Origin of the sequence: Corynebacterium sp. Marseille-P8863 (genome assembly GCF_946902955.1) — a bacterium.
GTDB lineage: Bacteria > Actinomycetota > Actinomycetes > Mycobacteriales > Mycobacteriaceae > Corynebacterium > Corynebacterium gottingense.
In genome coordinates this window covers 74762-99292 of record NZ_CAMPQC010000007.1, presented here as the reverse complement: position 1 = coordinate 99292, position 24531 = coordinate 74762, and the positions used below count along the sequence as shown (strand labels likewise).

22 protein-coding genes are annotated in these 24531 nt (G+C 60.5%); 18 read left to right on the top strand and 4 right to left on the bottom strand.

Annotation, left to right across the window (positions count from 1 at the left end):
- Positions 1-237: 237 nt before the first annotated feature.
- The 3 genes from OVO38_RS06875 (at position 238) to rpmA (ending at position 4598) form a co-directional block, all read left to right on the top strand.
- Positions 238-3720, top strand: coding sequence for a translation initiation factor IF-2 N-terminal domain-containing protein (locus OVO38_RS06875; RefSeq protein WP_267208064.1), 3483 nt, complete (start codon positions 238-240; stop codon positions 3718-3720).
- Positions 3721-3940: 220 nt separating this feature from the next.
- A complete protein-coding gene (gene rplU / locus OVO38_RS06870) occupies positions 3941-4246 on the top strand; it encodes a 50S ribosomal protein L21 (RefSeq protein WP_095275446.1) in 306 nt (101 codons plus the stop codon).
- A gap of 25 nt (positions 4247-4271) precedes the next feature.
- A complete protein-coding gene (rpmA, locus tag OVO38_RS06865; RefSeq protein WP_095275447.1) occupies positions 4272-4598 on the top strand; it encodes a 50S ribosomal protein L27 in 327 nt (108 codons plus the stop codon).
- Between the two features lie 45 nt (positions 4599-4643).
- Here the strand turns inward: rpmA and OVO38_RS06860 are convergent, their stop codons facing one another.
- Positions 4644-5438, bottom strand: coding sequence for a hypothetical protein (locus OVO38_RS06860; protein WP_133064800.1), 795 nt, complete (start codon positions 5436-5438; stop codon positions 4644-4646).
- A 117-nt stretch (positions 5439-5555) separates the two neighbouring features.
- Between OVO38_RS06860 and OVO38_RS06855 the strand changes: the two genes are divergently transcribed.
- The 15 genes from OVO38_RS06855 (at position 5556) to OVO38_RS06785 (ending at position 22045) form a co-directional block, all read left to right on the top strand.
- Positions 5556-8870 (top strand): AAA family ATPase, encoded by a 3315-nt coding sequence (locus tag OVO38_RS06855; RefSeq protein WP_267208063.1) that lies wholly within the window; start codon positions 5556-5558, stop codon positions 8868-8870.
- A gap of 63 nt (positions 8871-8933) precedes the next feature.
- Positions 8934-10475, top strand: coding sequence for a GTPase ObgE (gene obgE / locus OVO38_RS06850; RefSeq protein ID WP_267208062.1), 1542 nt, complete (start codon positions 8934-8936; stop codon positions 10473-10475).
- Positions 10476-10481: 6 nt separating this feature from the next.
- Positions 10482-11606: a glutamate 5-kinase gene (gene proB, locus OVO38_RS06845; protein ID WP_095535405.1), complete on the top strand. Its 1125-nt coding sequence runs from the start codon at positions 10482-10484 to the stop codon at positions 11604-11606.
- 16 nt (positions 11607-11622) lie between these two features.
- Entirely contained in the window at positions 11623-12552 is a 930-nt protein-coding gene (locus OVO38_RS06840) for a D-isomer specific 2-hydroxyacid dehydrogenase family protein (RefSeq protein WP_095535406.1), read from the top strand.
- A gap of 1 nt (position 12553) precedes the next feature.
- On the top strand, positions 12554-13855 hold the full coding sequence (locus tag OVO38_RS06835; protein ID WP_267208061.1) for a glutamate-5-semialdehyde dehydrogenase: 1302 nt from the start codon (positions 12554-12556) through the stop codon (positions 13853-13855).
- A gap of 43 nt (positions 13856-13898) precedes the next feature.
- Positions 13899-14834 carry a cutinase family protein gene (locus OVO38_RS06830; RefSeq protein ID WP_267208060.1) on the top strand — a complete coding sequence of 312 codons (936 nt, stop codon included), beginning with the start codon at positions 13899-13901 and terminating at the stop codon, positions 14832-14834.
- Positions 14835-14909: 75 nt separating this feature from the next.
- The gene (nadD, locus tag OVO38_RS06825; protein ID WP_267208059.1) at positions 14910-15530 is read left to right on the top strand and encodes a nicotinate-nucleotide adenylyltransferase; all 621 of its coding nucleotides are present in this window, start codon (positions 14910-14912) and stop codon (positions 15528-15530) included.
- Between the two features lie 70 nt (positions 15531-15600).
- The gene (rsfS, locus tag OVO38_RS06820) at positions 15601-16056 is read left to right on the top strand and encodes a ribosome silencing factor (protein ID WP_095275455.1); all 456 of its coding nucleotides are present in this window, start codon (positions 15601-15603) and stop codon (positions 16054-16056) included.
- An 87-nt stretch (positions 16057-16143) separates the two neighbouring features.
- Entirely contained in the window at positions 16144-16785 is a 642-nt protein-coding gene (locus tag OVO38_RS06815; RefSeq protein ID WP_095537339.1) for a histidine phosphatase family protein, read from the top strand.
- Positions 16782-17585 carry a DegV family protein gene (locus OVO38_RS06810; protein ID WP_095537338.1) on the top strand — a complete coding sequence of 268 codons (804 nt, stop codon included), beginning with the start codon at positions 16782-16784 and terminating at the stop codon, positions 17583-17585. The genes OVO38_RS06815 and OVO38_RS06810 overlap by 4 nt, the downstream gene beginning before the upstream one ends.
- A 114-nt stretch (positions 17586-17699) precedes the next feature.
- Positions 17700-18374 carry a helix-hairpin-helix domain-containing protein gene (locus OVO38_RS06805; RefSeq protein ID WP_095537337.1) on the top strand — a complete coding sequence of 225 codons (675 nt, stop codon included), beginning with the start codon at positions 17700-17702 and terminating at the stop codon, positions 18372-18374.
- A gap of 2 nt (positions 18375-18376) precedes the next feature.
- Entirely contained in the window at positions 18377-20032 is a 1656-nt protein-coding gene (locus OVO38_RS06800; RefSeq protein ID WP_267208058.1) for a ComEC/Rec2 family competence protein, read from the top strand.
- Position 20033: 1 nt separating this feature from the next.
- Positions 20034-20969, top strand: a complete 936-nt coding sequence (gene holA / locus OVO38_RS06795; RefSeq protein WP_095275460.1) for a DNA polymerase III subunit delta — start codon at positions 20034-20036, stop codon at positions 20967-20969.
- A gap of 12 nt (positions 20970-20981) precedes the next feature.
- Complete coding sequence (locus OVO38_RS06790) at positions 20982-21398, top strand: ankyrin repeat domain-containing protein (RefSeq protein WP_144717331.1); 417 nt, start codon at positions 20982-20984, stop codon at positions 21396-21398.
- Positions 21395-22045: a LysE family translocator gene (locus OVO38_RS06785; RefSeq protein ID WP_144717329.1), complete on the top strand. Its 651-nt coding sequence runs from the start codon at positions 21395-21397 to the stop codon at positions 22043-22045. Before OVO38_RS06790 ends, OVO38_RS06785 begins: the two co-directional genes overlap by 4 nt.
- Positions 22046-22092: 47 nt before the next feature.
- Here OVO38_RS06785 and OVO38_RS06780 read toward each other — a convergent pair whose 3' ends face one another.
- The 3 genes from OVO38_RS06780 to OVO38_RS06770 all read right to left on the bottom strand — a co-directional run bounded on the left by OVO38_RS06780 (position 22093) and on the right by OVO38_RS06770 (position 24467).
- Positions 22093-23178, bottom strand: a complete 1086-nt coding sequence (locus OVO38_RS06780) for an alpha/beta hydrolase family esterase (RefSeq protein ID WP_267208057.1) — start codon at positions 23176-23178, stop codon at positions 22093-22095.
- Between the two features lie 191 nt (positions 23179-23369).
- On the bottom strand, positions 23370-23633 hold the full coding sequence (gene rpsT, locus OVO38_RS06775) for a 30S ribosomal protein S20 (protein WP_095275464.1): 264 nt from the start codon (positions 23631-23633) through the stop codon (positions 23370-23372).
- A 222-nt stretch (positions 23634-23855) separates the two neighbouring features.
- On the bottom strand, positions 23856-24467 hold the full coding sequence (locus tag OVO38_RS06770; RefSeq protein ID WP_243389107.1) for a type II toxin-antitoxin system PemK/MazF family toxin: 612 nt from the start codon (positions 24465-24467) through the stop codon (positions 23856-23858).
- Positions 24468-24531 lie beyond the last annotated feature (64 nt).

The window sequence follows — 24531 nt, the reverse complement described above, 5'->3', positions numbered from 1 at the left end:
GGGCGGGGTAAACGCGCGGGGCGGGGGCCTGTGCCACAATAGATGGCAAGCATCGCGTCGTTGACGTCCTTGACGATATTCACGTTGTTGACGTTGTTGACGCCGCGCGTGCTGACAAACTTTGACATTGAAGTCCCGCGCATTCGCGCGGCACTGTGCGGCGGCGGCAGGAAATGCCAGCGCCCGGTGCCCGGCGCAGAAGCTGTGCGGGCAGACGCATAACAGGAGAATAGGTTCGTGGCACAGAACGAGGAATCCACGCCAAAGAAGCGCCGCAGCACGAAGGCGACGGCGAAGAAGTCGACAAAGCCGGCCAAGAAATCGACAAAGAAGTCAACAAAGAAGGCTCCTGCGAAGCGCGAACAGCCAGCCAATGAGCCAACGGTCAACCCCTACGCGACGTTTGACCGCTCTCGCCTCAAGGACAAGATGCGCGTCTTCCAGTTGGCCAAAGAGCTCAACGTGCCTTCGAAAGACCTGGTCGTTGCGCTGTCGGACATGGGAGTAGTCAAGGTAGCGCAGTCCTCGCTCACTCGCGCGGAGAGCGAGCAGCTTCTCGACGCACTGTCTCCCGACACCAACGCACCCCAATCAAGCGACGCTGGGGACGAGTCTTCCGACGCGGACGAGAAGATCCGACACCGCGTACGCAAAGACGTAGAGAACGAGATCCACCAAATTGAGGACAAGGTCAATGCCGAGTTGGCCACCGCAGATGAACCGGGCACGGATCCGAGCGGCGATGCTTCCGACGAGCCGCTTACTGACGTGGAACCTGACGTGACGCCGGCGCCAGAGGACGAGTCGGTCACCGAGTACGCTCCGCTGTTCAAGGCTCCGACTCGTTCGCAGCGTCGACGCGCTCGTCGTGCAGCGCAAGCTGCCCGTGCCGCTGACCGCGAGGTGGCAGAAGGATCCGACGGACTGGATGACTCGGACGCCTCATCTTCTGATTCTGGGGACGGTACCTTGCGCACAGCGGAAGGAGGCTCTGCGGACTCCGCGCGTAGCGGGCGGCAGAAACGGAACCGCGGCAACGCAAAGGCGAGCAAGGCCAGCGATTTACGTGGGCAGGAAAACGCTGATGGTGCAGAGCGTGGCGTCGATACGCAAGAGGCTGAGCAGATAGACGAACCGAAGGCGATCAAGGGATCGGCTCGTCTGGAAGCGAAGCGACGTCGTCGCAGTGAGCGGAGTGCGGAGGAGCGTAAGCGCTCGCGTATCGTCAGCCAGGCAGAGTTTCTTGCGCGGCGCGAGTCCGTGCAGCGCACCATGGTGGTGCGGGACCGCGAGCGGCACTATGGCACGGGAATGGTGACACAGGTCGGGGTGCTCGAGGACGGCCTGCTCGTTGAGCACTTTGTTGACACAGAAGACCAGGTCACCATGGTTGGGAACATCTACCTTGGGCGCGTGCAAAACGTGCTGCCCAGCATGGAAGCCGCGTTTATTGACTACGGACAAGGCCGAAACGGTGTGCTGTACGCGGGCGAAATCGACTGGAAGTCTGCTGGACTCGGGGGTCGCGCGCGACGAATTGAAAACGCGCTGAAGTCCGGCGACCAGGTCGTTGTTCAGGTCACCAAAGACCCGGTTGGGCATAAGGGCGCCCGTCTGACGACCCAAATTTCGTTGGCGGGGCGGTTCCTTGTCTATGTTCCGGGAGGACGGACAGCCGGGATCTCCCGCAAACTTCCGGCCCCGGAGCGTAAGCGCTTGAAGGAGATCCTCCACAAGGTTGTACCTGAGGAGGGTGGGGCGATCATCCGCACCGCTGCCGAAAACATCACTGAGGAAGCTATTGCGGCGGACGTGCAGCGCCTTCACAGCCAGTGGGAGGAGATCAAGGAACTCGCCGAACGTGAGAAGAAGTCTCATGGCGCGAAGCCGGTGACCCTTTATGAGGAGCCGGCACTATTGATCAAGGTCGTGCGGGATCTTTTTAACGAAGACTTCAATAAACTCATCGTTGACGGCAAGAAGTCGTACAAAACTATTCGCGCGTACGTTGAATCCGTCGCGCCTGACTTGCTCGGACGCGTCAAGAAGTACCGCAGCAAGAAGCACGATGGACGCGATGCTTTTGAGACGTACCGCGTGGATGAGCAACTCGAAAAGGCTTTGGCTCGGAAGGTGTGGCTACCGTCCGGTGGCACCTTGATCATCGAACACACCGAGGCGCTGACGGTTATCGACGTCAACACCGGCAAGTACACCGGATCCGGCGGAAACCTCGAGGAGACGGTGACAAAGAACAACCTCGAAGCAGCCGAGGAGATTGTTCGCCAAATCCGCCTGCGCGACATCGGCGGCATGATCATCATCGACTTCATCGACATGATCCTGCCGGAGAACCAAGAATTGGTTGTTCGACGTCTCAAGGAATCACTGGGGCGCGACCGCACCCGCCACAATGTCTCCGAGGTAACTTCTCTGGGTTTGGTACAGCTCACTAGAAAGCGTCTTGGGAATGGTCTTCTTGAGACGTTCTCCGTACCCTGCCACTGCTGCGACGGTCGAGGCATTCTGCTGACCGAAGATCCAGTTGTTGAAGAGAAGCGAGCGCGATACGGGCGCGTCGATTCCAGGCGACTCCCGACCGGGCAGCACCCTGCGGCCAGAGCGATGCATTCTGCGCTCTCCGAGGCACCGAAACCCGTAGAGAAGGCGCTGGATGACGAGGCCATCGACGAATTGGCGGATGCCGTTGTGGCGGCAGAAAAGGAGAAGGAGGACGAGCCGAAGACTTCGTCGAGGCGACGCGGTCGTCGCGGCTCCGGTCGAGGTCGTGGCCGAAATCGTTTGCAAGCGCCTGAACAGACCGCATCAGACGCCGAGGAGCACCGAGATCAGCGCGGCAGTGAGGAAAACACTGTTCTTAGCTCGGAGCCAGCAGAGAACGACGGCGTCAACGAGGCCGGAAGTGAAACTCAGCAGTCCGATGGTGGCAATGAGCGTGGTGGACGCAACAGGCGCAGGCGACGTCAAGCGCAGCGAAAGAATGCGAAGGCCGAGCACTCGAAGCCAGTTGAGGCGTCGGGCGGACCTTTCGGGGATGCCGACGACGACAACGATCATGAAGACGCGCCGGCGCAGCGAACCTCGCGAGCAGGGCGATCCAAGAAGCGTCGCAGCGCTCGGAGAGCAGCAACCCGCAGTTCCTCGATCGAGACTGAAGCTCCTGCGCAGGGAGAAAACGAGAACACTGGCAACTCGCGGCAGAGCTTTGAAGATGCAGTGGCGGACTTTGAGAAGTCACCGCGGCGTCGACGGAAGACACGGGGCAACTCTCGCTCCGATCAACGGCCACAACGCAACGAGTGGGACGACGATCCGCAGGCGAGTGAAGCCCAGCAACCTGTAAGGCGAGGCACGACGGATCAATCTGGTACGCAAGACCGAGGGGCGAACGCCGGTGAATCGACGGGAAAGCGTGGGAGCGCCGAAACTTCCCGTGATGCCTCTGGAGGCCGTCGTCGCCGTCGAGCGGTACGGCGGACGAATCGGAGTGAGTCGTCCGAGGACGGTTCCGCGCCCAACCCCCGACAAGATGGCGGGCGTAACCCTCGCAATGCCGGCGCCCGCGAGGACACCAGCCACCAACGCGGCACCCGTGGACACGAAGGTAAGGACAAGGACTCGGAGCAGCATGGTGAGGAGGCAGGACGCCAGCGAAGCCGGCGCGGCCGCCGACGGGCCGCGCGCAAGCGCCGCTCCTAGCGCCCGAGGTCGTTGAGGCACAGCGCCCCAGGTCGCGGTTTGGAGAAACGCCCCGGCTCGGTGTAGTCTTTGGCAGTCGTTGTTTTTGGGGCGTGCCGCCTCGTTGCCCAAGCATGCGGGCACGGCGGATCGATCAGGTCCTGAAGCACTGAAATGTAGTTCCATGCGTCCACCGAAGCATGCCGGCGGATGCGCGAGTAGAGATAAGGGGTAACCCTCTATGTACGCGATCGTCAAGACCGGCGGCAAGCAGTACAAGGTTGCCGAAGGCGACCTCGTCAAGGTCGAGAAGCTGGAGGGTGAAGCAGGCGACAAGGTTGCACTCACCCCGATCCTTCTCGTTGATGGCGCAGACGTCACCTCCGGCGCAGACGCACTGTCCAAGGTCAATGTTGAGGCTGAGATCGTCGAGCACGGCAAGGGCAAGAAGATCGACATCCTCAAGTACAAGAACAAGACCGGTTACAAGGTCCGCCAGGGCCACCGCCAGCAGCTGACCACGGTCAAGATCACTGGCATCAAGTAAGACTTACTTTTAAGGAGATAGACAAATGGCACACAAGAAGGGTGCATCCAGCTCCTCGAACGGTCGTGACTCTGAGTCCAAGCGCCTCGGCGTGAAGCGCTTTGGTGGCCAGCAGGTCAAGGCCGGCGAGATCCTCGTCCGTCAGCGCGGTACCAAGTTCCACCCGGGCGACAACGTCGGCCGTGGCGGCGACGATACCCTGTTCGCGCTGAAGCCGGGCGCTGTCCAGTTCGGCATCAAGCGTAAGCGTCGCATCGTGAACATCATCCCGGCCGATGGTGAGGGCGTCGCCTCCGAGGTCCTGGAGCAGGCAGAAGCTGCAGGCGTCGTTGAGGACGAAGCCACCGCGTAAGCCAAAGTTGGCAACACGCTAGGCCGCGTGGCCCCGATTTCGGGGCTACGCGGCTTTTTGCATGCCTGGAGAATCTGCCGGAACGGTGGTGTGACCTGGAGGGCCATATCCCTCGGCTACAAGCGTAATGCGGCCTAATGAGATCAACTCGCGGTCGGCGAAATCGGATCCGTGAACTACTGATCCATCCGCGAGCCGCACCCCGGTGGAACAGGCGCTTCCTTTCATAATGGCCTGCAAGTCACTCATCGGCATAACCGCGTGCGCGCGATCTTCTGCCGAGTGATCCTGCCTTTTTCCGCACAGCCAAAGAATTGGATCAAGTGGATCACCGGTTTTATTGGTGCCGCTCCTGAGCGTATTGACGACATCCTCTAGAGCGCTGGAATCGCCTGTAAACGTCACAGTCGTCTTCGCGCCGGAGCGCCTTACTCGCACCCCGTCCTGGGGGCTCTGGGTCGGTTTATATGCCTTCTTGATTCTCCGCGCTGTGCGACGGACAACGTCTGTGTCACCTGCAGTATTGCAGAGTTCTACGCGGAATTTCCACCGCTGTGTCGGATCTTTAATACTGCGAGAAGCACGGAAAATGAGCGCTAGAGTTTCGACGCAATGTTCGTTGTTCGCTGCGTACTTTCGGCACCGTTTCTGGTATCTCGTGTGCACTACCGGGCGAAAGAGCAGCTCCGCGAGGTCGAGCACATCCATCGCGTAGTCCTCTGGCATCCCTAGTTGAACGAGCTCGCCGAGTGTTTTATTTGATCTGGCAACCCACTCGGCGAGTTTGATGCCATTGCGACGGAACATAAAGTAGTTGCTAATTTCGTTTGAGTAGTCCATACGGCGAAACTACCGAAACGTTGTGCGGGTTGTCAAGGGGTTGCGAAAATGCATAGTGGGCGCACAAGCATGCGGGGCTGACGTAAAGTGGAGCAGAATTCGCGAAAAGGAGTGTAGATGCAGGCAACCACGCACGATGATCTCGCAACCCTACTTGAGCAGCTTCCTTTGGGTGGAACACTGACGGTAACACCTGGGGAGTACTCAGTCGGAACACTTCGCGTTGTGGGGCGCACCGTGCAGGCGAGTGGTCGGGGTGTAATCTTCCACGGTCGCGTCGTACTTGCCGATGGTGCGGCATTAGTTGGTGTGAGCGTGATGGGGCCGAATGAGGCTAACGCCGTCATTTGTAACCGTGGACAAGCAACCCTGAGCTACTGCACTGTGCGAATCCCGGCAGTTTCGACGTACCCTGCTGTCGGGGTCAAAGATGCGCAGCTCAACGTGGTGAATTCTGATGTACGTGGCAGCGACGCCAAGAAGGCGATCCTTGGCGCGCAAAATGCTCAAATCGCAGTTGAACGATCCCACACCGACGCGCTCGAAATTCTTTCAAATGTGAGTGCAACGATCGCTTCGTCCACAGTGGGGACCCTCATCATTAATAAGGGCGGACGTGCCCACCTCGGCGAAGGCGTAGCCATCAAGACTCCGGCAGGTAAGAGAATTGCAGCTGTCGCTGGCGGAGGTGTGCTCGAGGGGCAGCGCGCGCACGTCGATACGAGCCGCCCCGAGATCTTTGTGAAGGACGCTACGGTCCGGATTCCGCAGATGAGCAGCCAAACTGGAGAGCGCATTACCGTCAAGGCTTCCGGTGGCGCGACGGTTGATGTTGATCAGAGCTCATGCGTCGTGGAGCGGGAGAGCGCTGACGAAACAGAAGTTCGGTGGAGTGCTTCCGAAGGTGCGGACTTTGACCGCGTTGTAGCCCCAAGGCTTGCGCCAGAGGCGACGGTGATTCTTGAAGCCGGGGAGTACCGGATGCAGTCGGTGCCGGAAAAGATGCGGCACTTCACAATTCGAGGGGCTGGTCGCGACGAAACCACGATCGCGGTCACCGGCGCGCTTTGCGCGAAAAACGGCGGCACCGTGCGCATTGAGGACGCAACGATTCTGCAGGCAGATGGGCAAAATTGCTTCAACGTGTTTGACCAGTCGTTTGGCGAGCTAGTTCGTACGCGTGTCGTCACCGCGCAACGGTCGAGCAATATGCCCGCCATTTTTGCCAGGGGCAGAAGGCTCTTGCTTGAGGATGCGATTGTTGAATCTCCCGCGGGTGTAACAAATGCGACGCTCTCGGTGAGCGGAGGGGAACTTGTGGCCAAGCGGTCATTTCTCGGGTGGTCGCAGATTCTCGACGGTGTGCTGGCCGTATTTGAAAACACGCGAGCGTTCTCGATCATGGCTGAAAACTCGCGGCTATCTGGTTCCTTGGTGCTCCACCCGTCGATGGCAAACTTCCGCCAGCTCGTCCTCCAAAACGGCAGTCGAGGCGAGTTCGATGAGCTCACTCTCTTTGCCTCCTACGGTGAGTTTCTGGTCAATGGCTCCGTGCTCAGCGTCGAAGATACAAAGCTCACGCAGGGCGCGCAGATTGCAATCTACTCCCAAAATGGCAGCCAGGTGGACGTCGACGTTGCTGCCGTATTCGAAAGCGTCGATGGACAATGGAAGCAGGTCCAAGCGCCCACGCCGGTTAACGGGCCCACGTCAGCAAACTCGGGGAAGAGCGGTCAAGTCAGCGGAAGTTCCCAAGGAAGCGGCGCTGCTGGGGCTGTCGCCTCGGCACCTGGCGATCCGATGGCGCAGATCAACGAGCTCATCGGCCTTGCGAGCGTGAAGCGGCAGATCGCCTCCTTTATGGACCGCGTGAAATTCAATCAGCGCCGCAATGAGCTTGGCCTCGCGTCCGAGCCTGTGGTTATGCACTCCATGTTCCTCGGTAATCCGGGTACAGGTAAAACGACCGTCGCTCGCCTTCTTGGCCAGGCGCTGTATAGCGCAGGAGCAGTGCGCACGAACACTTTCGTCGAGGTTGGACGTGCGGACCTCGTTGCGGAGCACATTGGTGGCACCGCCCAGAAGACGAACAAAGTGCTTGAAGAAGCCCGCGGCGGCGTCCTTTTTGTGGACGAGGCCTACGACCTTCACTCTGAGGGAGGCAACGACTTTGGCAAGGAAGCCGTGAATGCGATCCTGACATTTATGGAGAACAACCGCGAAGACATCGTGATTATCTTTGCAGGTTACACAGACAAAATGCAGGACTTCCTCTCAATGAACCCCGGTTTGAAGTCCCGCATTCCGAACCGGTTTGACTTTGAGGACTACTCCGCCGACGAGCTTGCACAGATCGGTGCGGCGAGCTTGGCAAAGAAGGGCTACACCTTTGATGAGGAGGCGTTGCATTCGGCGATCCGACGTCAGTATCGACGTTCCGGCGACGGTTCGAATGGCCGTTGGGCGAGAAACTTCGAGGATAAGCTCATCAGCTCCATTAGTAGTCGACTCGCACGCGAATACGCGGGTGATCTGTCGAAGGTGACGAATGAGGAAATCACCAGCGTGACTGACGCCGATATTCGCGCGGTTTCGGGCGGAGAATCGAGTGGCCAGCGTGTCGAAGAGCTGTTGGATCAGCTGGAGAGCCTGATTGGCCTCGAAGAGGTCAAGCAGTGGGCGGCCGAATTGGTGCGCGTCGCGGAAACGAATCAGCGCCTCGAAGCACAAGGTCTGCAGACGTCGTCGCCGACCTACCACATGGTCTTTTCTGGCAACCCGGGTACTGGCAAAACGACCGTTGCGCGTATCGTGGCGGAAATTTTTCACGCACTCGGTATTCTGGAATCCCCCACTGTCAAGGAAGTCACGCGCTCTGACCTCGTCGGATCGGTGATTGGCGCGACTGAAAAACAGACCACCCGTGCGCTGGATGAGGCGCTCGGCGGCGTCCTATTCATCGACGAGGCGTACCAGCTCACCGCAGCAGGCGGCGCTAACGATTTCGGTCTGCAAGCCGTAGAGACACTGCTCCCTCGCCTGGAGAATGACCGGAGCAAGTTCATCGCCATTCTTGCCGGTTACACCAAGGAGATGGACGAGTTCATGAATGCAAACCCAGGCTTGCGTTCGCGTATCCCGAACTCCATTGAGTTCCCCGATTACTCGCCCGTCGACGTCGCGCGCATTGTGGAAGCAAGCATCACCGGCAGGGGCTGGCTTGTCGACGCTGACTTGCTCACCGATACTGTCGTCGCAGCCTACGAAGCACTTCCGCCTGCGGAGCGAAGCAACGGCCGCTGGGCCCGCAATTTTGCAGACCGGCTGGAGCACCAGCACAAGCTGTGGATCAGTCAGAACAATGTGTCCGGTGAGGAGCTTCGTCGAATTTCAGACGACACCGTTCGCGCGGTGGCGGGTATCGGCGAGTAGTCGATACCCGACCCGGTACCCTGCAAGTGAGAAGCACGAAATCACGGAAAGGCGGGCGTAACCATGGCGCAGTTTGTTGATCGTGCGGTTCTGCACCTGCAAGCGGGCGACGGTGGGCACGGTTGTGTCTCCGTGCACCGCGAAAAGTTCAAGCCACTCGGTGGGCCGGACGGCGGCAACGGTGGACACGGTGGGGACATTGTCCTCGAGGTGTCGACCCAGGTGCACACGCTGCTCGACTTTCAGTACCGGCCCCATGTGAAGGCTGAACGTGGTGCAAACGGCGAGGGCGATCACCGCAATGGCGCCCGGGGCGAAGACCTTATCCTCCACGTGCCCGTCGGCACTGTCGTACGCAGTGAAGATGGCGAGATACTCGCCGACCTCACCGTCCCGGGGACGAAGTTTATTGCCGCAGAAGGCGGTTTTGGCGGGCTGGGTAATGCAGCACTGGCCACCGCGAAGAGGAAGGCCCCGGGGTTCGCACTGAAGGGGGAACCTGGTGAAGCGCATGATCTCATTCTTGAGCTGAAGTCTGTCGCAGATGCGGGCTTGGTGGGTTTCCCATCGGCCGGTAAGTCATCCCTCATTTCAGTACTGTCCGCTGCGAAGCCGAAAATTGCGGACTACCCGTTCACCACACTTGCGCCCAATCTCGGCGTGGTCGACGTCGGCGACGACACGTTTACCATCGCCGACGTGCCGGGACTTATTCCGGGTGCCAGCGAAGGGAAGGGGCTCGGTCTTGATTTCCTTCGCCACATCGAGCGAACCGCCGTGCTCGTTCACGTGGTCGATGTTGCGTCACTTGAGCCTGGGCGCGATCCGATCTCGGATATTGAAGCACTCGAGGCCGAGCTTGATAGCTACGCCGAGGCACTCGACCATGATTCCGGGCTCGGGGACCTTCGCCAACGGCCAAGGGTCATCGTGCTGAACAAGTTGGATATTCCCGACGCGGCGGAGCTTGCAGAGTTCCTGCTCAGTGACATCAAGGACAAGTTTGATTGGCCGGTGTACTTCGTGTCCACAGTGACTCGCGCGGGGCTCGAAGAGCTGAAGTGGGCGATGTGGGACGTTGTGAAGAAGTCGCGTGACGCGCAGCGTAAAGCAGCTCGAAAGGCCGCCGGTGCGAGCGGCAACGCACTGGGCGCGGAGCCGCAGATCATCCGACCACGCGCAGTGGGGAGAAATGGGCGGTCCGGTTCCGGCATCACTGTCGAGCGCGATCCGCTGTACCCCGAGGGCTGGATTGTTACGGGCGAGAAAGCTGAGCGATGGATCCGGCAAACCGACTTTGACAACGACGAGGCAGTGGGCTATCTCTCCGACCGTCTGGAAAAGGCTGGTGTTGAGGACGAGCTCCGTCGGATCGGCGCCAAGGAGGGCGATACGGTCACGATCGGTGAAATCTCGTTTGATTGGGAACCGATGCGTGGCGGCGACCCGACACTTGCTGGCCGCGGTGGCGACGCTCGCCTCTACGACACGAATCGCGTCTCCGCGGCAGAACGCAAGCGTGCCTCGCAGGCTCGCCGTGGCCTGATCGATGAGTTTGATTACGGCGACGGTGAAGAAGCCGAGCGGAAGCGCTGGGAGGGCTAGCAACCCATGGCCTCTGAATCCCAGCTGCGTGCACAAATTGCTGCGGCGCGCCGGGTCGTGGTGAAGATTGGTTCGAGTTCCTTAGTCAATGAGGATTCGGCAGTCAGCACTGCGAAAATCGACGCGCTCGTGGATGCAATGCATGCACGTATGAGCACGGGAACAGACATCATCGTCGTCTCGTCTGGTGCTGTTGCGGCCGGCTGCAAGCCGCTGGGTCTGCACCAGCGTCCGCGCGATCTGGCGACCAAGCAGGCCGCCTCAGCAGTGGGACAAGTCCATCTTGCTCAGGCTTGGGGGTCGTCTTTTGCACGCTACGGGCGAACCACCGGCCAGGTGCTGCTGACGCAAGCAGACGCAGGGGCACGCGAGCGTGCGCGCAACGCGCAGCGGACCATTGACCGGCTGCGGCAGCTTGGCACGGTGCCAATCGTGAACGAGAACGATACGGTCGCCACGACAGAAATGCGATTTGGTGATAACGACAGGCTCTCGGCCATCGTAGCCACGCTGACTTCGTCGGACGCACTCGTGCTCTTGTCCGACGTCGACGGGTTGTATGACCGAAACCCCTCCGACCCCAATGCAACGTTCATCAGTGAGGTTCGCAGTGGCCGCGACCTTGAGGGAGTCGCTGCGGGCGACGGAGGCGCGTTCGGAACCGGGGGTATGGCGGCCAAAGTGTCGGCGGCACGGCTCGCGGCGCGGGGTGGGGTACCGGTGTTGTTGACGTCGGCAAGCAATATTGACCAGGCGCTCGGTCCGGCCGATTGCGGGACGGTATTCCATACACGACCGGAATCGCAGTTACGGGCGTGGAAGTTCTGGGCGCTCTATGCTGCAGACGCAGAGGGCGTGCTGCGCTTGGACGCCGGCGCGGTTGACGCGGTGACTCGGGGTGGGACGAGTTTGCTCGCGGTGGGTATTACTGATGTCGAGGGCGATTTTCACGCAGGCGACATTGTAGAGATCCTCGGCCCTGACTCCGAGGTCGTTGGGCGCGGTGAAGTTGCATTTGATGCTGCAGAACTCCATGGGATGTTGGGCAAGCACACTACCGAGCTGGAAGAAAACAAGCGTCGGCCGGTAGTGCATGCGGACTACCTTTCTCAGTACGCGAGCCGCCTGTAGCGATTACTGTGGGGGCATGAAGTACGCATTTTTGCCCTCACCGTGGAAAGAGTCCGCGGACCACCTGCGCGCAGCTGGTCATGAAATGGTCGACCTTTCGGAGAACCCTGACTTGCTAATCTTCCGCGGCGGAGCGTCGGATTTCCCCGCTGAACTGCCGGAAAGCGTCAAGGTCGTGCAGATTGGTTACGCGGGTGTTGAGCAGCTGCTTGAAGCTGGAATTCTTGCCCGCCACGCTGGGTGCGGTGTCCGTTTCGCCAACGCAGCTGGAATCTACGACGACACGGTTGCAGAAGCGACGCTGGCACTGCTCCTCGCTGTGCTCCACCGCCACAAGGCAGTGTCTCGCGAGTGGAACCAGGAGCAACTCTTTGGCGAAACTGAGTACCTTTTTGACGCGAAGAAGCTCGCGATCATCGGCGCGGGTGGCATCGGGAAGAAGCTCATCGAATTTACCGCGCCGTTCGGCGTCGAAATTACCGCGGTGAATCGGTCAGGCCGTGACGTCAGTGGGGCTGATCGCACCGTTGCCATGGGGGATGTCGAAGCGATGGAAGTTGTGTGGTCCGAATCCGACTGTGTCGTTCTCCTGGCGCCACTGACTCCGGAAACTCGGCACTTGGTTGATGCCACGGTGCTGGCGAAGATGCGGAATAACGCGGTGATCGTCAACGTAGGGAGGGGAGCGCTGATTGATACGGAGGCGCTGACAACAGCCCTGCAAGACGGCGCTATTGCGGGTGCCGGCTTGGATGTGACGGACCCCGAACCGCTGCCTGCAGACCATCCGCTCTGGGAGATGGATAATGTGGTGATTACACCCCACACTGCGAACATTCCGCGCTTCATGGCCCGCCGGGTTGGCGCGCTTGCGGCCAGAAACTGGGAGTTATTTGCCGCGGGCGAATCGATGAGCACCGAAGTCGACGTCGAGGCGGGATACTAGGATGAGTGGAAACACAACAGCGGATGGCACTGCCCAATCCGGTGACGAAACGGTGTCTGTGGAGGAACTCGCGCGTGAAGCGAAGCGGGTCGCGCCGCTGCTTGCGAAAATATCGACCGCGGTGAAGAACCGCGTTCTCATTGCTACCGCGGGTGCTCTAGTGGAGCGAGCGGACGAAATCCTGGCAGCCAACGAGAAGGACGTCGAGGCGGCGCGCGCCACCGGTATGTCAGAGGCGATGGTGGACCGCCTGTCACTCGGCCAACAGCGTGTCAAGGCGATGGCCGCCGGCCTAGAGCAGGTGGCGAACCTCAGCGATCCCATCGGCGAGGTGCTCCGAGGGCATACGATGCCTAACGGCATCCGCATGCGACAGGTTCGCGTTCCACTCGGGGTGATGGGCATGGTCTACGAAGCGCGGCCCAACGTCACCGTTGACGCATTCGGGTTGGCGTTGAAGGCAGGCAACGCTGCGCTTTTGCGGGGCTCGAAGTCGGCGGTTCATTCCAACTCCGCCTTGGTGAACATTATCCAGGACGCCCTCCACCAGTTCGACCTTCCGCGCGAAGCGGTGCAACTCCTGCCGTGTGAAAGCCACGATTCGGTGCAGGAGCTCATCACCGCGCGCGGTCTGGTGGACGTTGTTATTCCGCGCGGTAGCGCGGCGCTTATCGATGCAGTCGTTCAAAACGCCACTGTTCCGACTATTGAGACCGGTACCGGCAATTGTCACTTTTACATTGACCGTGACGCCCAACTCGACGACGCCATCGCAATGCTTCTGAATGGCAAAACCCGCCGGTGCTCCGTATGTAACGCGACGGAGACAGTGCTTATCGACGTCGCGCTCCCGGACGCAGACAAACTCCGAATCGTCCAATCATTGCAGGAAGCGGGGGTGACGGTGCACGGCGACGTCGAAAAGCTTGGCGCGTTTCAGGCGCAAGGAATTATTGAGGCTACCGAGGCTGATTGGGCTGAGGAGTACCTTTCGATGGACATTGCGTGCGCCGTGGTTGAGAGCGTCGACGGTGCGATTCAGCACATCGCTGCGTACAGCAGCGGGCACACCGAGGCGATCGCGTCGCTGAACGCGTCGACGCTGCAGCAGTTTGCCGATTCGGTCGATGCTGCGGCAGTCGTGCTGAACGCTTCGACTGCCTTTACTGATGGCTTTGAATACGGAATGGGCGCAGAGATTGGTATCTCGACCCAGAAGTTGCACGCGCGCGGACCGATGGCGCTTCCCGAGCTGACCAGCACAAAGTGGATCTTGGAGGGGGCTGGTCAGACCCGCCCGTGATCGTAATGAGACATTGACGGCAACTGACTATATGCTCATTGGCGTGTTAAATTCTCATGCCAATCTCCGCGCTCGCCTCTGCGCGATTGTCATCGCCCTGGTTGCCGCAATTACCGTTGTCGCGACTCCGCTGAGCCCGCCCCCAAAGGCCGAAGCGCAGCACCGATGCCCAGCCGTCGCCTTTGTTGCCGCACGCGGGTCCGGACAAAACGACCAGATTTTCCGCACAAGCTACTCCCCGCAGGCGCCGTGGGTGTCGAACGGCTGGGAAGGGCAGACGATCCGTGCCTTCCTCCGCCACGCTGAGGGGCGTTACGCGGCCACGCACGGCGGCAATTCCCTGATGAAGGACGTCGAAGTACTCGGCCTTGAGCCGCGTTTCTACCCGGCTGTGTACCCCGAGTATGAGGTCCCCAACGTCATTGCACCGACGACAGCGCTGCAGGCGTTTAGCCTCGCAATGCAATACTCCGTCCCCGTGCTCCGCATGGCGATGCGCGCCGGGAACGAGTTCCTCGACTCTGTGCAGGTTGGTCGCACTGGCGTGATGGCCATGATCAACGGGTACGAAGCCACGACGGGCTGCCACCCGCAGTACATCCTGTCGGGATACTCCCAGGGCGCGATGATCATGCTTGAGCACGAGCGTGAGCTCGCGCGGCGCGGCCAGCTCGCCGGTGTGGTCTACTTTGGCAATCCGAATACCGCTGCCGGTGACCCGTCCACCGTTGGCGTGCCGGGCGGTGGCGCGGGTGGCATTCTCGGATTCCTGCCGTTTAACTCCCGCACGGCCGCTGGCACTGGCAACCGCGTGAACTACTGCCTGCCCCTCGATGGTGTCTGCGACCTTTCCGTGCAAACGCTGCGCGCTTCTCAGGGAAACGGCGGTAATCACGGGCGCTACTTCATCTGGAGCTCCCGGTGGGACAACCAGGTATCGGACTCGTTCGGCAGGTTCGTGGACCAAGTCCGCTACTAGGCCAGTTACCGCGGTCCGGTCAGAAAAGCGGAGTCATGGCATCATACGAACGACGTCCCGCGTACGCTAAGCAGCATGGACGACGCTTTTGCAGACTCGTTGGATGATGCCGCGCGCATTGGCATCATGGGCGGCACCTTCGACCCCATCCACCATGGGCACCTCGTCGCCGCGAGTGAGGTCGCGGACCGCTTCCAGCTCGACGAGGTGGTGTTTGTGCCCACAGGTAACCCGTGGCAGAAGGCGGGACGCACAATTACTGCCGCTGAAGACAGGTATTTGATGACGGTGATCGCCACAGCGTCAAATCCGCGGTTCTCTGTCTCTCGCGTCGACATTGACCGGGGAGGGCCCACCTACACGATGGACACGCTGCGTGATCTCCGCGAGCAGTTTCCCAACGCGCAGCTGTACTTCATCACGGGAGCGGACGCGCTGAGCTCGATTATGTCGTGGCGCGACTGGGAGCACATGTTTGAGCTCGCGGAATTTGTCGGCGTGACGCGCCCCGGTTACGAGCTCAGCGAGGACATGCTTCCGGAGGAAATTCAGCGGCGCGTGCATCTGATTGAGATTCCAGCGATGGCGATTTCATCGACCGACTGCCGGGAACGGTCAGAACAGGGGAGGCCAGTCTGGTATCTGGTTCCGGACGGCGTCGTGCAATACATCGGGAAGAACCAGCTCTACCAGTAAGTGGCACTTTGCGCGCTCATCGTGGGAGAATGGGGGCGCATTATTGTTATCAGCGAAAAGGAATTGCTTCTTGAGTGCAGCGCAGGTCTCCATCGATCAAGCCACGATTGCCGCAAAGGCGGCCGACGAAAAGCTTGGCACGAACATTGCCGTCCTTGATGTCTCCCAGGTCATGGGCATCACGGACATTTTTGTAGTCGTCTCTGCAAGCAGTGAGCGGCAGGTCGCTTCCATTGTCGATGAGGTCGAGTCTGAGCTCACTGCGGCTGGACTCGAGCCGAAGCGTCGGGAAGGGAACCGTGAGTTCAGGTGGGTGCTGCTTGACTACGGCAACTTTGTGGTGCACGTGCAGCGCGAAGCGGAGCGCGAGTTTTACGGCTTGGACCGGTTGTATGCCGATTGCCCGGCGATCTCGGTTGAGGGCATCGCGCCGTATGAGCGCCCGAGCGACTTCGGAGACGTCCGTGAGGTAGAAACCTTGGAAGACCTGCCGCTTGCCGGTGAGGTCGCGGAAGACGAAGACTAACGCTTGACGACGCCCCACCCCGTCAGCAACCAACGTTGTTGAACCCCTTTTTAACGCGCCACATTGATTACGAGCAAAGGAGCGCCGATGCAGCGCCGGCTAATTCTGCTGCGGCACGGGCAAACTACATATAACGCGACCAACAGGATGCAGGGACACCTAGACTCCCCGCTTTCGGAGACCGGTTTGGCGCAGGCGCGGTCGGCTGCGGAATTGGTGGCCAAGCTCGGAGTGTCAAAGATTGTTGCTTCCGATCTCCAGCGTGCGGCAAATACTGCGCAGATCATCGCGGATCGGCTGGGGCTTCCCGTGTCGACTGATGCTCGGCTCCGAGAGACCCACCTCGGCGAGTGGCAGGGCAAGTCGCACGCAGAAGTCGATGCGGCCCACCCAGGTGCGCGGGCTCGCTGGCGCAACGATGCCGCGTGGGCACCACCAGAAGGGGAAAGCCGCGTCGAAGTTGCGCAGCGCGCGCGTCCGGTTGTTGAGGAGCTGCTTGCAGAATACGACGCGTGGGATGACTCCGCGGTGCTCCTGGTTGCGCACGGAGGGACGATCTCGGCGCTGACAGCGAACCTGCTGGGACTTGACGTGTCACAATTCCCATTATTTAAGAGCCTAGGCAATACAAATACAGCGCGCCTGTACGCGATGCCTGCCTACAGTGAGCCCGATGCCGGAATGCAGTGGTACCTCGAAGCCTGGAACCAAGGGCTGGTCGTGCCATGACGGTGCGCGTAGTCGTTGATTCTGCAGCGGGACTCTCGGAGGAGCTCCTGCGAGAGTTGGATATTGCCGTGGTTGACCTCCACGTGATGGACGGGGACGAGGGGGCGTCGACAAGCGGACTCACCGCTATCGAGCTTGCTGCGTGCTACGGCCGCCAACTCGAGCGTGGAGGCGACGACGGCGTCGTCGCCTTGCATCTGTCGAAATCGTTTTCTTCAACGTGGTCCGCGGCTGTCCAGGCGGCGGGAGTCTTTCCTGGAAACGTGCGAGTGGTGGACACAAACGCTGCCGGTATGGCAGTTGGAGCCGCCGCGATGGCGGCGGCAACGATTGCACGTGAGGGAGCTGATTTGGACGAATGCGAGGAGATGGCACGGTCCACGATCGAGCGCTCCGAAACGTGGTTGTACTTGAGCCAGCTTGATGACCTTCGTAAGAGCGGGCGGCTTTCAACTGGCACGGCGGTGCTGTCTGCAGCACTGTTGGCAACGAAGCCCATTCTTCGGTTGCACGAGGGAAAATTCGAGCTGGCGGGGAAGACGAGGACGCAGACGAAGGCGTTTGCCAAGCTGGCAGAACTTGTGATGGAGCGCGCTGAGGACCTCCCTGTGTTTGCTGCGGTCCAACACGCCGAATGCGAGGACGCTGCTGAGCAGTTGGCGGAAACACTCAGAGAGGTGCTGCCAAACGGGTCACGCGTACTTGTCGCGCCTCTGGTGGATGTGCTCGCAGTTCACACCGGTAGTGGGGCTATTGGACTTTCGGTCGTCTTCTCTTCGCAGGGGCGGCCTGCGGCGTAATTCGCCTGCGTGATCTTCGTCGGTGCCCCACGGGCCAGATTCACTTACTTGCGATGTTGAGTGAATAGTGCGTTTCCTCTTCCGATTGATTCGAATATTGCGTATTATCGCGATATGGAATCTTTAGCAAGAATTAAAGAACTCACTCGTCCGACGGGGGAAGAGGATCTCCTCAACGTAAAATATCCGCCGCCTCGCATCCAGGTGGCTCCAAAATATGCCATCAGCGCGGTGGTGCTCGTATTTCTGGCGGTCGGTGGGTGGGCCATCACCCGCCCACCCTCTCACAGCGAGTCTGTTCCCCAGTGGGAATCGACTGCAACTGAAGCAGAATCCAGTGGCCAAATCGTGGTTTCCGTGATCGGGCAAGTGGAAAACCAGGGGCTTGTCACGCTGCAAGACGGAGCCCGAATCGCGGATGCCGTTAACGTGGCACGGCCAACCGGTGACGCGGACATCTACCAGCTCAACCAAGCGCAGTTGCTCGTCGACGGCCAACAGATCCTTGTGCCAAGCAAAGGCGCGCCGCCGGTTCCTCACGAGCTCGGAGCTGGCGGTGCCCAGTCGGGCGGTGCGCCTCCGGCGGGTGGCGCAGGTGGGCTCGTTTCACTCAACTTCGCTACAGCAGAAGAGCTGACCAGTCTTTCAGGTGTTGGTGACGCCACAGCGGCGGCAATTGTTGCCCACCGGGAGTCAAACGGCCCGTTTGCCAAGCTGGAGGACCTCATGGACGTCAAGGGGATCGGCCCAGCCAAATTTGACGCCCTCAAAGACCAGATCACGCTTTAGCTATGCAGGAACTCCGACTCGCTCCGGCAGCCCTCGTCGTGTGGGGAGCAACCATCTGCTGCCTGCTCATCGGCCTGCTCCCCGCAGGCTTCTTTGTAGTGGCGACAGCATTGGTGTTCTTCTGTGCGCGGCAAAAGGGGCAGGCGATCCTGGTCGCCGGACTTGGCGCTGCATCCCTTATTGGTACGTCTCTGCGTATCCGTATTGCAACATCCTTTGCACTGAGCCACGAGGTTGGTCGCAGTGCAGAATTCCCCGCTACGGTGCTTGGCCAGCCTAAGCCGTTGAGCTCGGGCGGGTTCCTTACAAACGTGAGCCTTGATGGCTACCCAGCGAAGATTCCAGTCTTCGCACCGGAGTTGGATGACTCTGTCGTTTCAGGCGCAAGCGTAGCGGTATCTGGCCAGGTACGGGAGTCCACGTTTCCTGGGATCGGGACGGTGACAGTAAACGGCGAAGTGGACACTGTTGCTGCGCCGCGCGGTTTTGCCGCGTTTGCGCACCATGTCCGTGCGACATTTGGACAATCTGTGCAGGCAAATGTTGGGGATGCTGCGGGAGGCCTCATCCCGGGAATGGTACTTGGAGATACGCAATATCAAACCGAGGCTGAGCAACAGGCATACATTGATACGGGGCTGAGCCATCTGTCTGCGGTGTCCGGCGCGAACGTAGCGATTGTGACAACGTTTGCGATCGTCGTCGCATCGCTTGTAGGCCTTGGATTGCGGGGGCGCCTCATTGCCGCGGCGATAGCACTGTCGCTCTTTGCCGCGCTGATTGGTCCGGATCCGAGTGTGCTGCGTGCGTCCGTGACCGGACTGGTCGGTGTTGTGGCGGTGGTGGCGTCGGCAAGAGTCGAGCCCATTCACGCGTTGTGTTTGTCGGTGATCGTCTTGATTTTTATCGACCCAGACCTGGCGGTGCATTTCGGTTTTGCGCTGTCCGTCGCGGCTACTGCCGGGATTGTCGCGCTCAACCCACTGCTTTACCGCGCCCTTGCAGTTACCGGGTGGCCGGACATTGTGGTTCGAGCGCTGGCTGTAGCAATTGCTGCTGACCTTGCGACGATACCAATCATTGCGCTGATGTCGGGACAGGTATCGCTTGTCTCGGTGGCTGCGAATGTCCTCGTCGCCCCAGTGGTTCCCCTCATCACGGTCCTCGGCTTGATCGCGGTGGTTCTCGCGTTGCTGCCAGGAGGCCTCGAGGTGGTGCTCCTGCGCGCAATGGAACCGTTCGCGTGGTGGGTCCACAAGGTCGCAACATGGGGATCGGAGATGCCTTTTGCGCTTATCGACGCCACGCCAGCGGCCGTACTCGTCGCCTACGGATGGATCGTCGCGGGGCTGGTCGCGGGACGCCCGAGACTGACGTTAGCCACAATTGTGTCGTTGATCCTCGTGATGCAGGCCCCCTTTTCCGGGCATGGTCGCACGCTTGATCCGAGGCAGCTTACTGCACACGTCGTAGAGAGCAAGGAAGACGTCGAACCAATTCCGGCAGGAACCCAGGTTGTGGTGGTGCTTGAATCCGGGCGGCCACACTCGCGGCCCGTGCAAACGGCATCTGGTATCCCGGTGCTGTTTCCCAACCGTGATGGTCCGGGGCGACTCTACGCCGATGGCACGCAGGAGCTTCGCGGTTCCGGCCCCTAAGATGGTGGACATGCTCAACCCCGTGCACCTCGTACTCGGTGAAGAGGCGTTTCTTGCGGAGCGCATCACCAACGAGATCATCGACCAGATTGGCCCTGCTGCGGAGGTCTCCACGCTGCGTGCAGGCGACGTCACCGAAGGCGAAATCGCGATGGCAACAAGCCCATCTCTCTTCGCCGAAGAACGTGTCGTGGTGGTGAAAAAAGCAGAAATAGCGGGAAAAGAGCCCACTCAGGTGCTCCTGAACGCGTGCATGGATCCTGCCCCGGGCATGACGCTCATCATCGAGCACACCGGCGGTGGGCGCCAAAAAGCGATGGTGAAGAAATTTCAGAAAATCGCTGAAGTACATCCTGCAAATCCGGTTGGCCCTCGAGACCGACCCGCATGGGTTACGTCCGAGTTTCGTCGTCACGGCGTTCGCCCGCATCAGGACGTCGTCGCCGCGCTGCTTGAATCTGTGGGATCTGACTTGCGGGAGCTGGCGTCCGCTGTCAGTCAGCTCGTGGCGGACACAAACGGCGAAGTCACGGTCGAAGCAGTCCGTCAGTATTACACGGGCGTTGCAGAAGTAGCCGGGTTCGATATTGCGGAACTCGCGCTGCAGGGCCGTGCGGACAAAGCACTGGCGTCAACGCGCCGGGCGTTGCAACTGGGCACGGATCCTGTAGCTATTGCAGCGGCGTTGGCGTATAAGGTCGGCGACCTCGCAAAGTTGCAAGGGGAGCGTGGGGACCCAAATCAGCTTGCCAGGGTTGTCGGTATGCCACCGTATGGGGTGAAGAAGACCATGCAGCTCGCGCGACGGTGGTCCTCTGAGGCAGTGTCGCAGGCCGTGATCATCGTGGCAGACCTGGACGCAGAGGTGAAAGGCAATGGCGGTATTCCCGAGTTTGCGGTGGAGAACGCTGTCCGCCGCCTCGCACAGCTCGCGTGATAGTTTTTCGGTATGACCATTGAGCGCACGAGCAATCCTGCCCACCAAGACGAGAAGATTCCCGAGGAAGTGCGGGAATTTGCCACCAAGATGTTCAACTTGGCACGTTCCGGCGACGTATCGCTCTTGGACTACGTTGACGCCGGAGTGGATGTGAATTTGTCCAATCAGGACGGCAATAGCTTGCTCATGCTCGCCGCCTATTCAGGGCATGTGGATGTGGTCCGTGGTTTGCTCAGCCGTGGAGCAGATGTTGAACTCCTCAACTCCCGCGGCCAGAGCATTCTCGCCGGTGCGGTGTTTAAAGGCGACGAGGACATGGTGAGCGTGCTGCTTGCCGCCGACGCGAGCCCAGAGGCAGGGCAGCCTTCAGCGCGGGAAACTGCGCGTATGTTTGGCCGCGAAGATCTGCTGGGACCGACCGCATGATCGGGTTCGGGGACCTGGCTGTCATCGTCGGCCTGAACTTGCTGGGTGCGGCATCACCGGGGCCGGACATCATTCTGATTACGCGGACAGGGACTCGGTCGCGCACCCATGCGTGGGCCACGACTCTGGGGACGCAAACTGGGGTGCTGCTGTGGTGCACGTTGACAGTGATCGGTGCGACTGCGCTCCTCAATGCATTTCCGTGGGCACTCGAGGCCGTGCAGGTATTGGGTGGCGCTTTCTTGGCATGGATGGGGATTGGCAACGTACGTAGCGGTTGGGCTGAGAGGAGGAAGCCTCCACCAAATACGGTTGAGGCTGCACGCCGACTCGGCACGCCACGGGCCAGCTACATTCGAGGGCTGACCACGAACCTGGCGAACCCGAAAATTGTTCTCGGCCTCTCAGCGATGATCGCCCCGCTACTGCCGGCGCACCCTTCGGCGCTGACGGCGGTTGTCGTTATTTTGGCGCTGTGGTTGAGCTCTTTCGCGTTGTTTGCGGCGTATACCCAGGTCATTTCTACAGAGCGCGTCCGGCGCCGGATGTTAGGGGCAGGCCCCTTCATTGACATCGGCGCTGGCTGCTTCTTTTTCGTCGTCGGTGTTGTGCTCTTTCTACGCGGCGCACTCGCATTGGGGCAGTAACGCGCAATGCTGCGGCATAGTCCCCGCAGCACCGCTTTGGCGCGGCGTTAGAGCTCGTTGAGGACGAAATTTACGGACTCCGTCGTCGCGTCAGGGCTGGTAAACCACGTGTGGCCGCCACCGTCGACGCGCTCAAGTCGAGTGGACGTGAGACAACTCGTGGGCTCAAAACTGGTGGAAAACGCTCCGGGGGTTTCAATGAGCTGCGTCGAGCAACCGTTCTTCCGGCCAAACGTAGCAAACACACGGTCGACGGGTTGAAAGTGCGCGCCGTGTCGGGTTCCGCCGAAATACCCCACGACGTCGTCGTTCGTCCCGTGCAGCAGGAGCGTCGCCACGTCGCCGGACGTGCAGTTGCTCACGGTCGGGTCGTAGTACGCACCGGCAGCCGAAGCAACTGCTTTGACCAATTCTGGTGCGTGGCACGCCAACGCGGCAGCCATGCCACCGCCGTTGGATAGCCCGATCGCAGCAACGTGGTCCCGCTCGCCACCGAAGTTGGTCGCAACATCGTCGATCGCGGCACGGACGAAGTCGATGTCGTTGTCCACAGTCGTGTCAGCGTATGGTGCGCCGCCCCAAGCATTGTTGATTCCTTGCGCATAGATAATGATTGCGTCACGAGCGACCGATTCCAGTCGCATGTATTCACGCGAGCGCTCAGCAGAATGCTGCCAACCGCCAAAGGCGATGATGACCGGGTAGGCATCGCCTTGGTGATAGTGGGCGGGCAGTACGACGTTGAACTCGCGGGTTCTACCGCCTGCCTGCACGGTGCGACGTCGGAGCGACCCTCCGCCTTCATAGTCACCGTCGGGAGCAGCGTTCTTCGACGACCCCTCGGTGCCCACAATCGGAAGCGCAACGCCCAGTACCGCGATGAGTGCGATGAGGACGCCAATGCGCTGCGCCACCACCGGATCTACCCCGGGAAGCTGAGGGAAAGCTCCGTTCAGGCCGCGTGGCGGGCTCTTGAGAAGCTCTTCTGCGAGCGACGCATTCGTGGCAGGCAGGACGCCGACCGAGGCGTCCTGCGGGCGGCTCTCCGCAAGGGTATCCGCAGAGGCGACGGCAGGGAAGCCGTCCTCCTCGCTGAATGCAACCGCGGTGCTGAGGGCGAGTGCAGTGGTCAATGCGGCCGCACTCATTGTTCGTCGCCACGATCGTGGCAGGCGCGGCGCTCGGGGATTGGACGATTGGGAAATGATCACCCGGCAATCGTAATCCAACCTGGGAGCAAGTATTGCGCCTCCCGTGCGCGAATATGAAAAAGCTCCCGCGCCGACCTTGCGGCCGGGGCGGGAGCGACGACGCTCAGCGTCAGTTACGCCATCTTGTTTAGGGCGGTAGCCATGTTGGACTTCTTGTTCGCCGCGCTGTTGCGGTGGTAGACGCCCTTGGTCACAGCCTTGTCAAGCTTGCGGGAAGCCACGCGGAGCTGAGCCTCTGCGGCAGCCTTGTCGCCGGACTCGACAGCCTCGCGGAACTTGCGGATCTCGGTGCGAGTGGCGGAACGGATGGACTTGTTGCGCAGACGACGCTTCTCGTTGGTGAGAACGCGCTTCTTCTGCTGCTTGATGTTTGCCATGATGTACCTCTTGGTCTTTCGTAAAAACGGATCGGTTCGTGTCGATCTCCCGGAAGCGGGGAAGAAACTGCCTGGCTGTAGCGACCCTCGTCGGCGTGCGCCGTGCGTTGGTCTACGCGGACCCAAGGTCCTGACCGCGTCGTCAAGCAAGCCCCGAAATGCCCCGGGCTGAAACAACCACTCAAACCTAGCAGTTCAGCAGGAGAAACCCCAAAACGTGCGCTACTCCCAGTCGAACCTGTCGCGCAGGCGGTTTGCTACACGCTCGAATCGGCGCTGCGGGATGATGGTGCCGGAACGGTGCAGGTCAATTTCCGGCACAATCATTGTCTTGTCCAGGCGCACCCAACAGGGCTTTCCAGAGGCGTTCCATTCGCCGGCACCGATGCCCAGCCAGCGTTCGTCGCTGGCGTGCTCGGCTTCGGAGGAGATGAGCAAGCCGAGAACTTCGCCGCGTTCGCGGCCGACGACCAGCATCGAGCGTTGCCGTGGCGGGTGTGAGGGGACGGTGACCCAGACAACCTCGCCGGGTTCGGCGTTGCCGTCCATATCGGGTGCGTAGTAAATGTTGCGCGGCAGGTGCGCCGTCGGCCTCACCGTGACGTAAGTGGCGGTGCGGGGCTCGTGCGCCGGGTTGCGGGTCCCCAGGCGCTCGTTGAGTAACGCGAGCCCCTGGTCCAGCGAACCTACGCGGTGCTCGTCTTTGCTCCCGCGGTTGCGCCTGATCAGCTTGGACGTTGTCGCCTTGATCGTGTTCAGCGGTTGAAAGCTTCTGGGCCTTTTGGCCGGGCGCGGCTTGTCGCCCTGAGGGGTGGGGTCTCCGTGTGATTCCACGCTGCTGAACCTTCCGTCCGTGTTGCTGGACACTCTAGGCGTTCGCAGCGGGCGGGACAAGTGG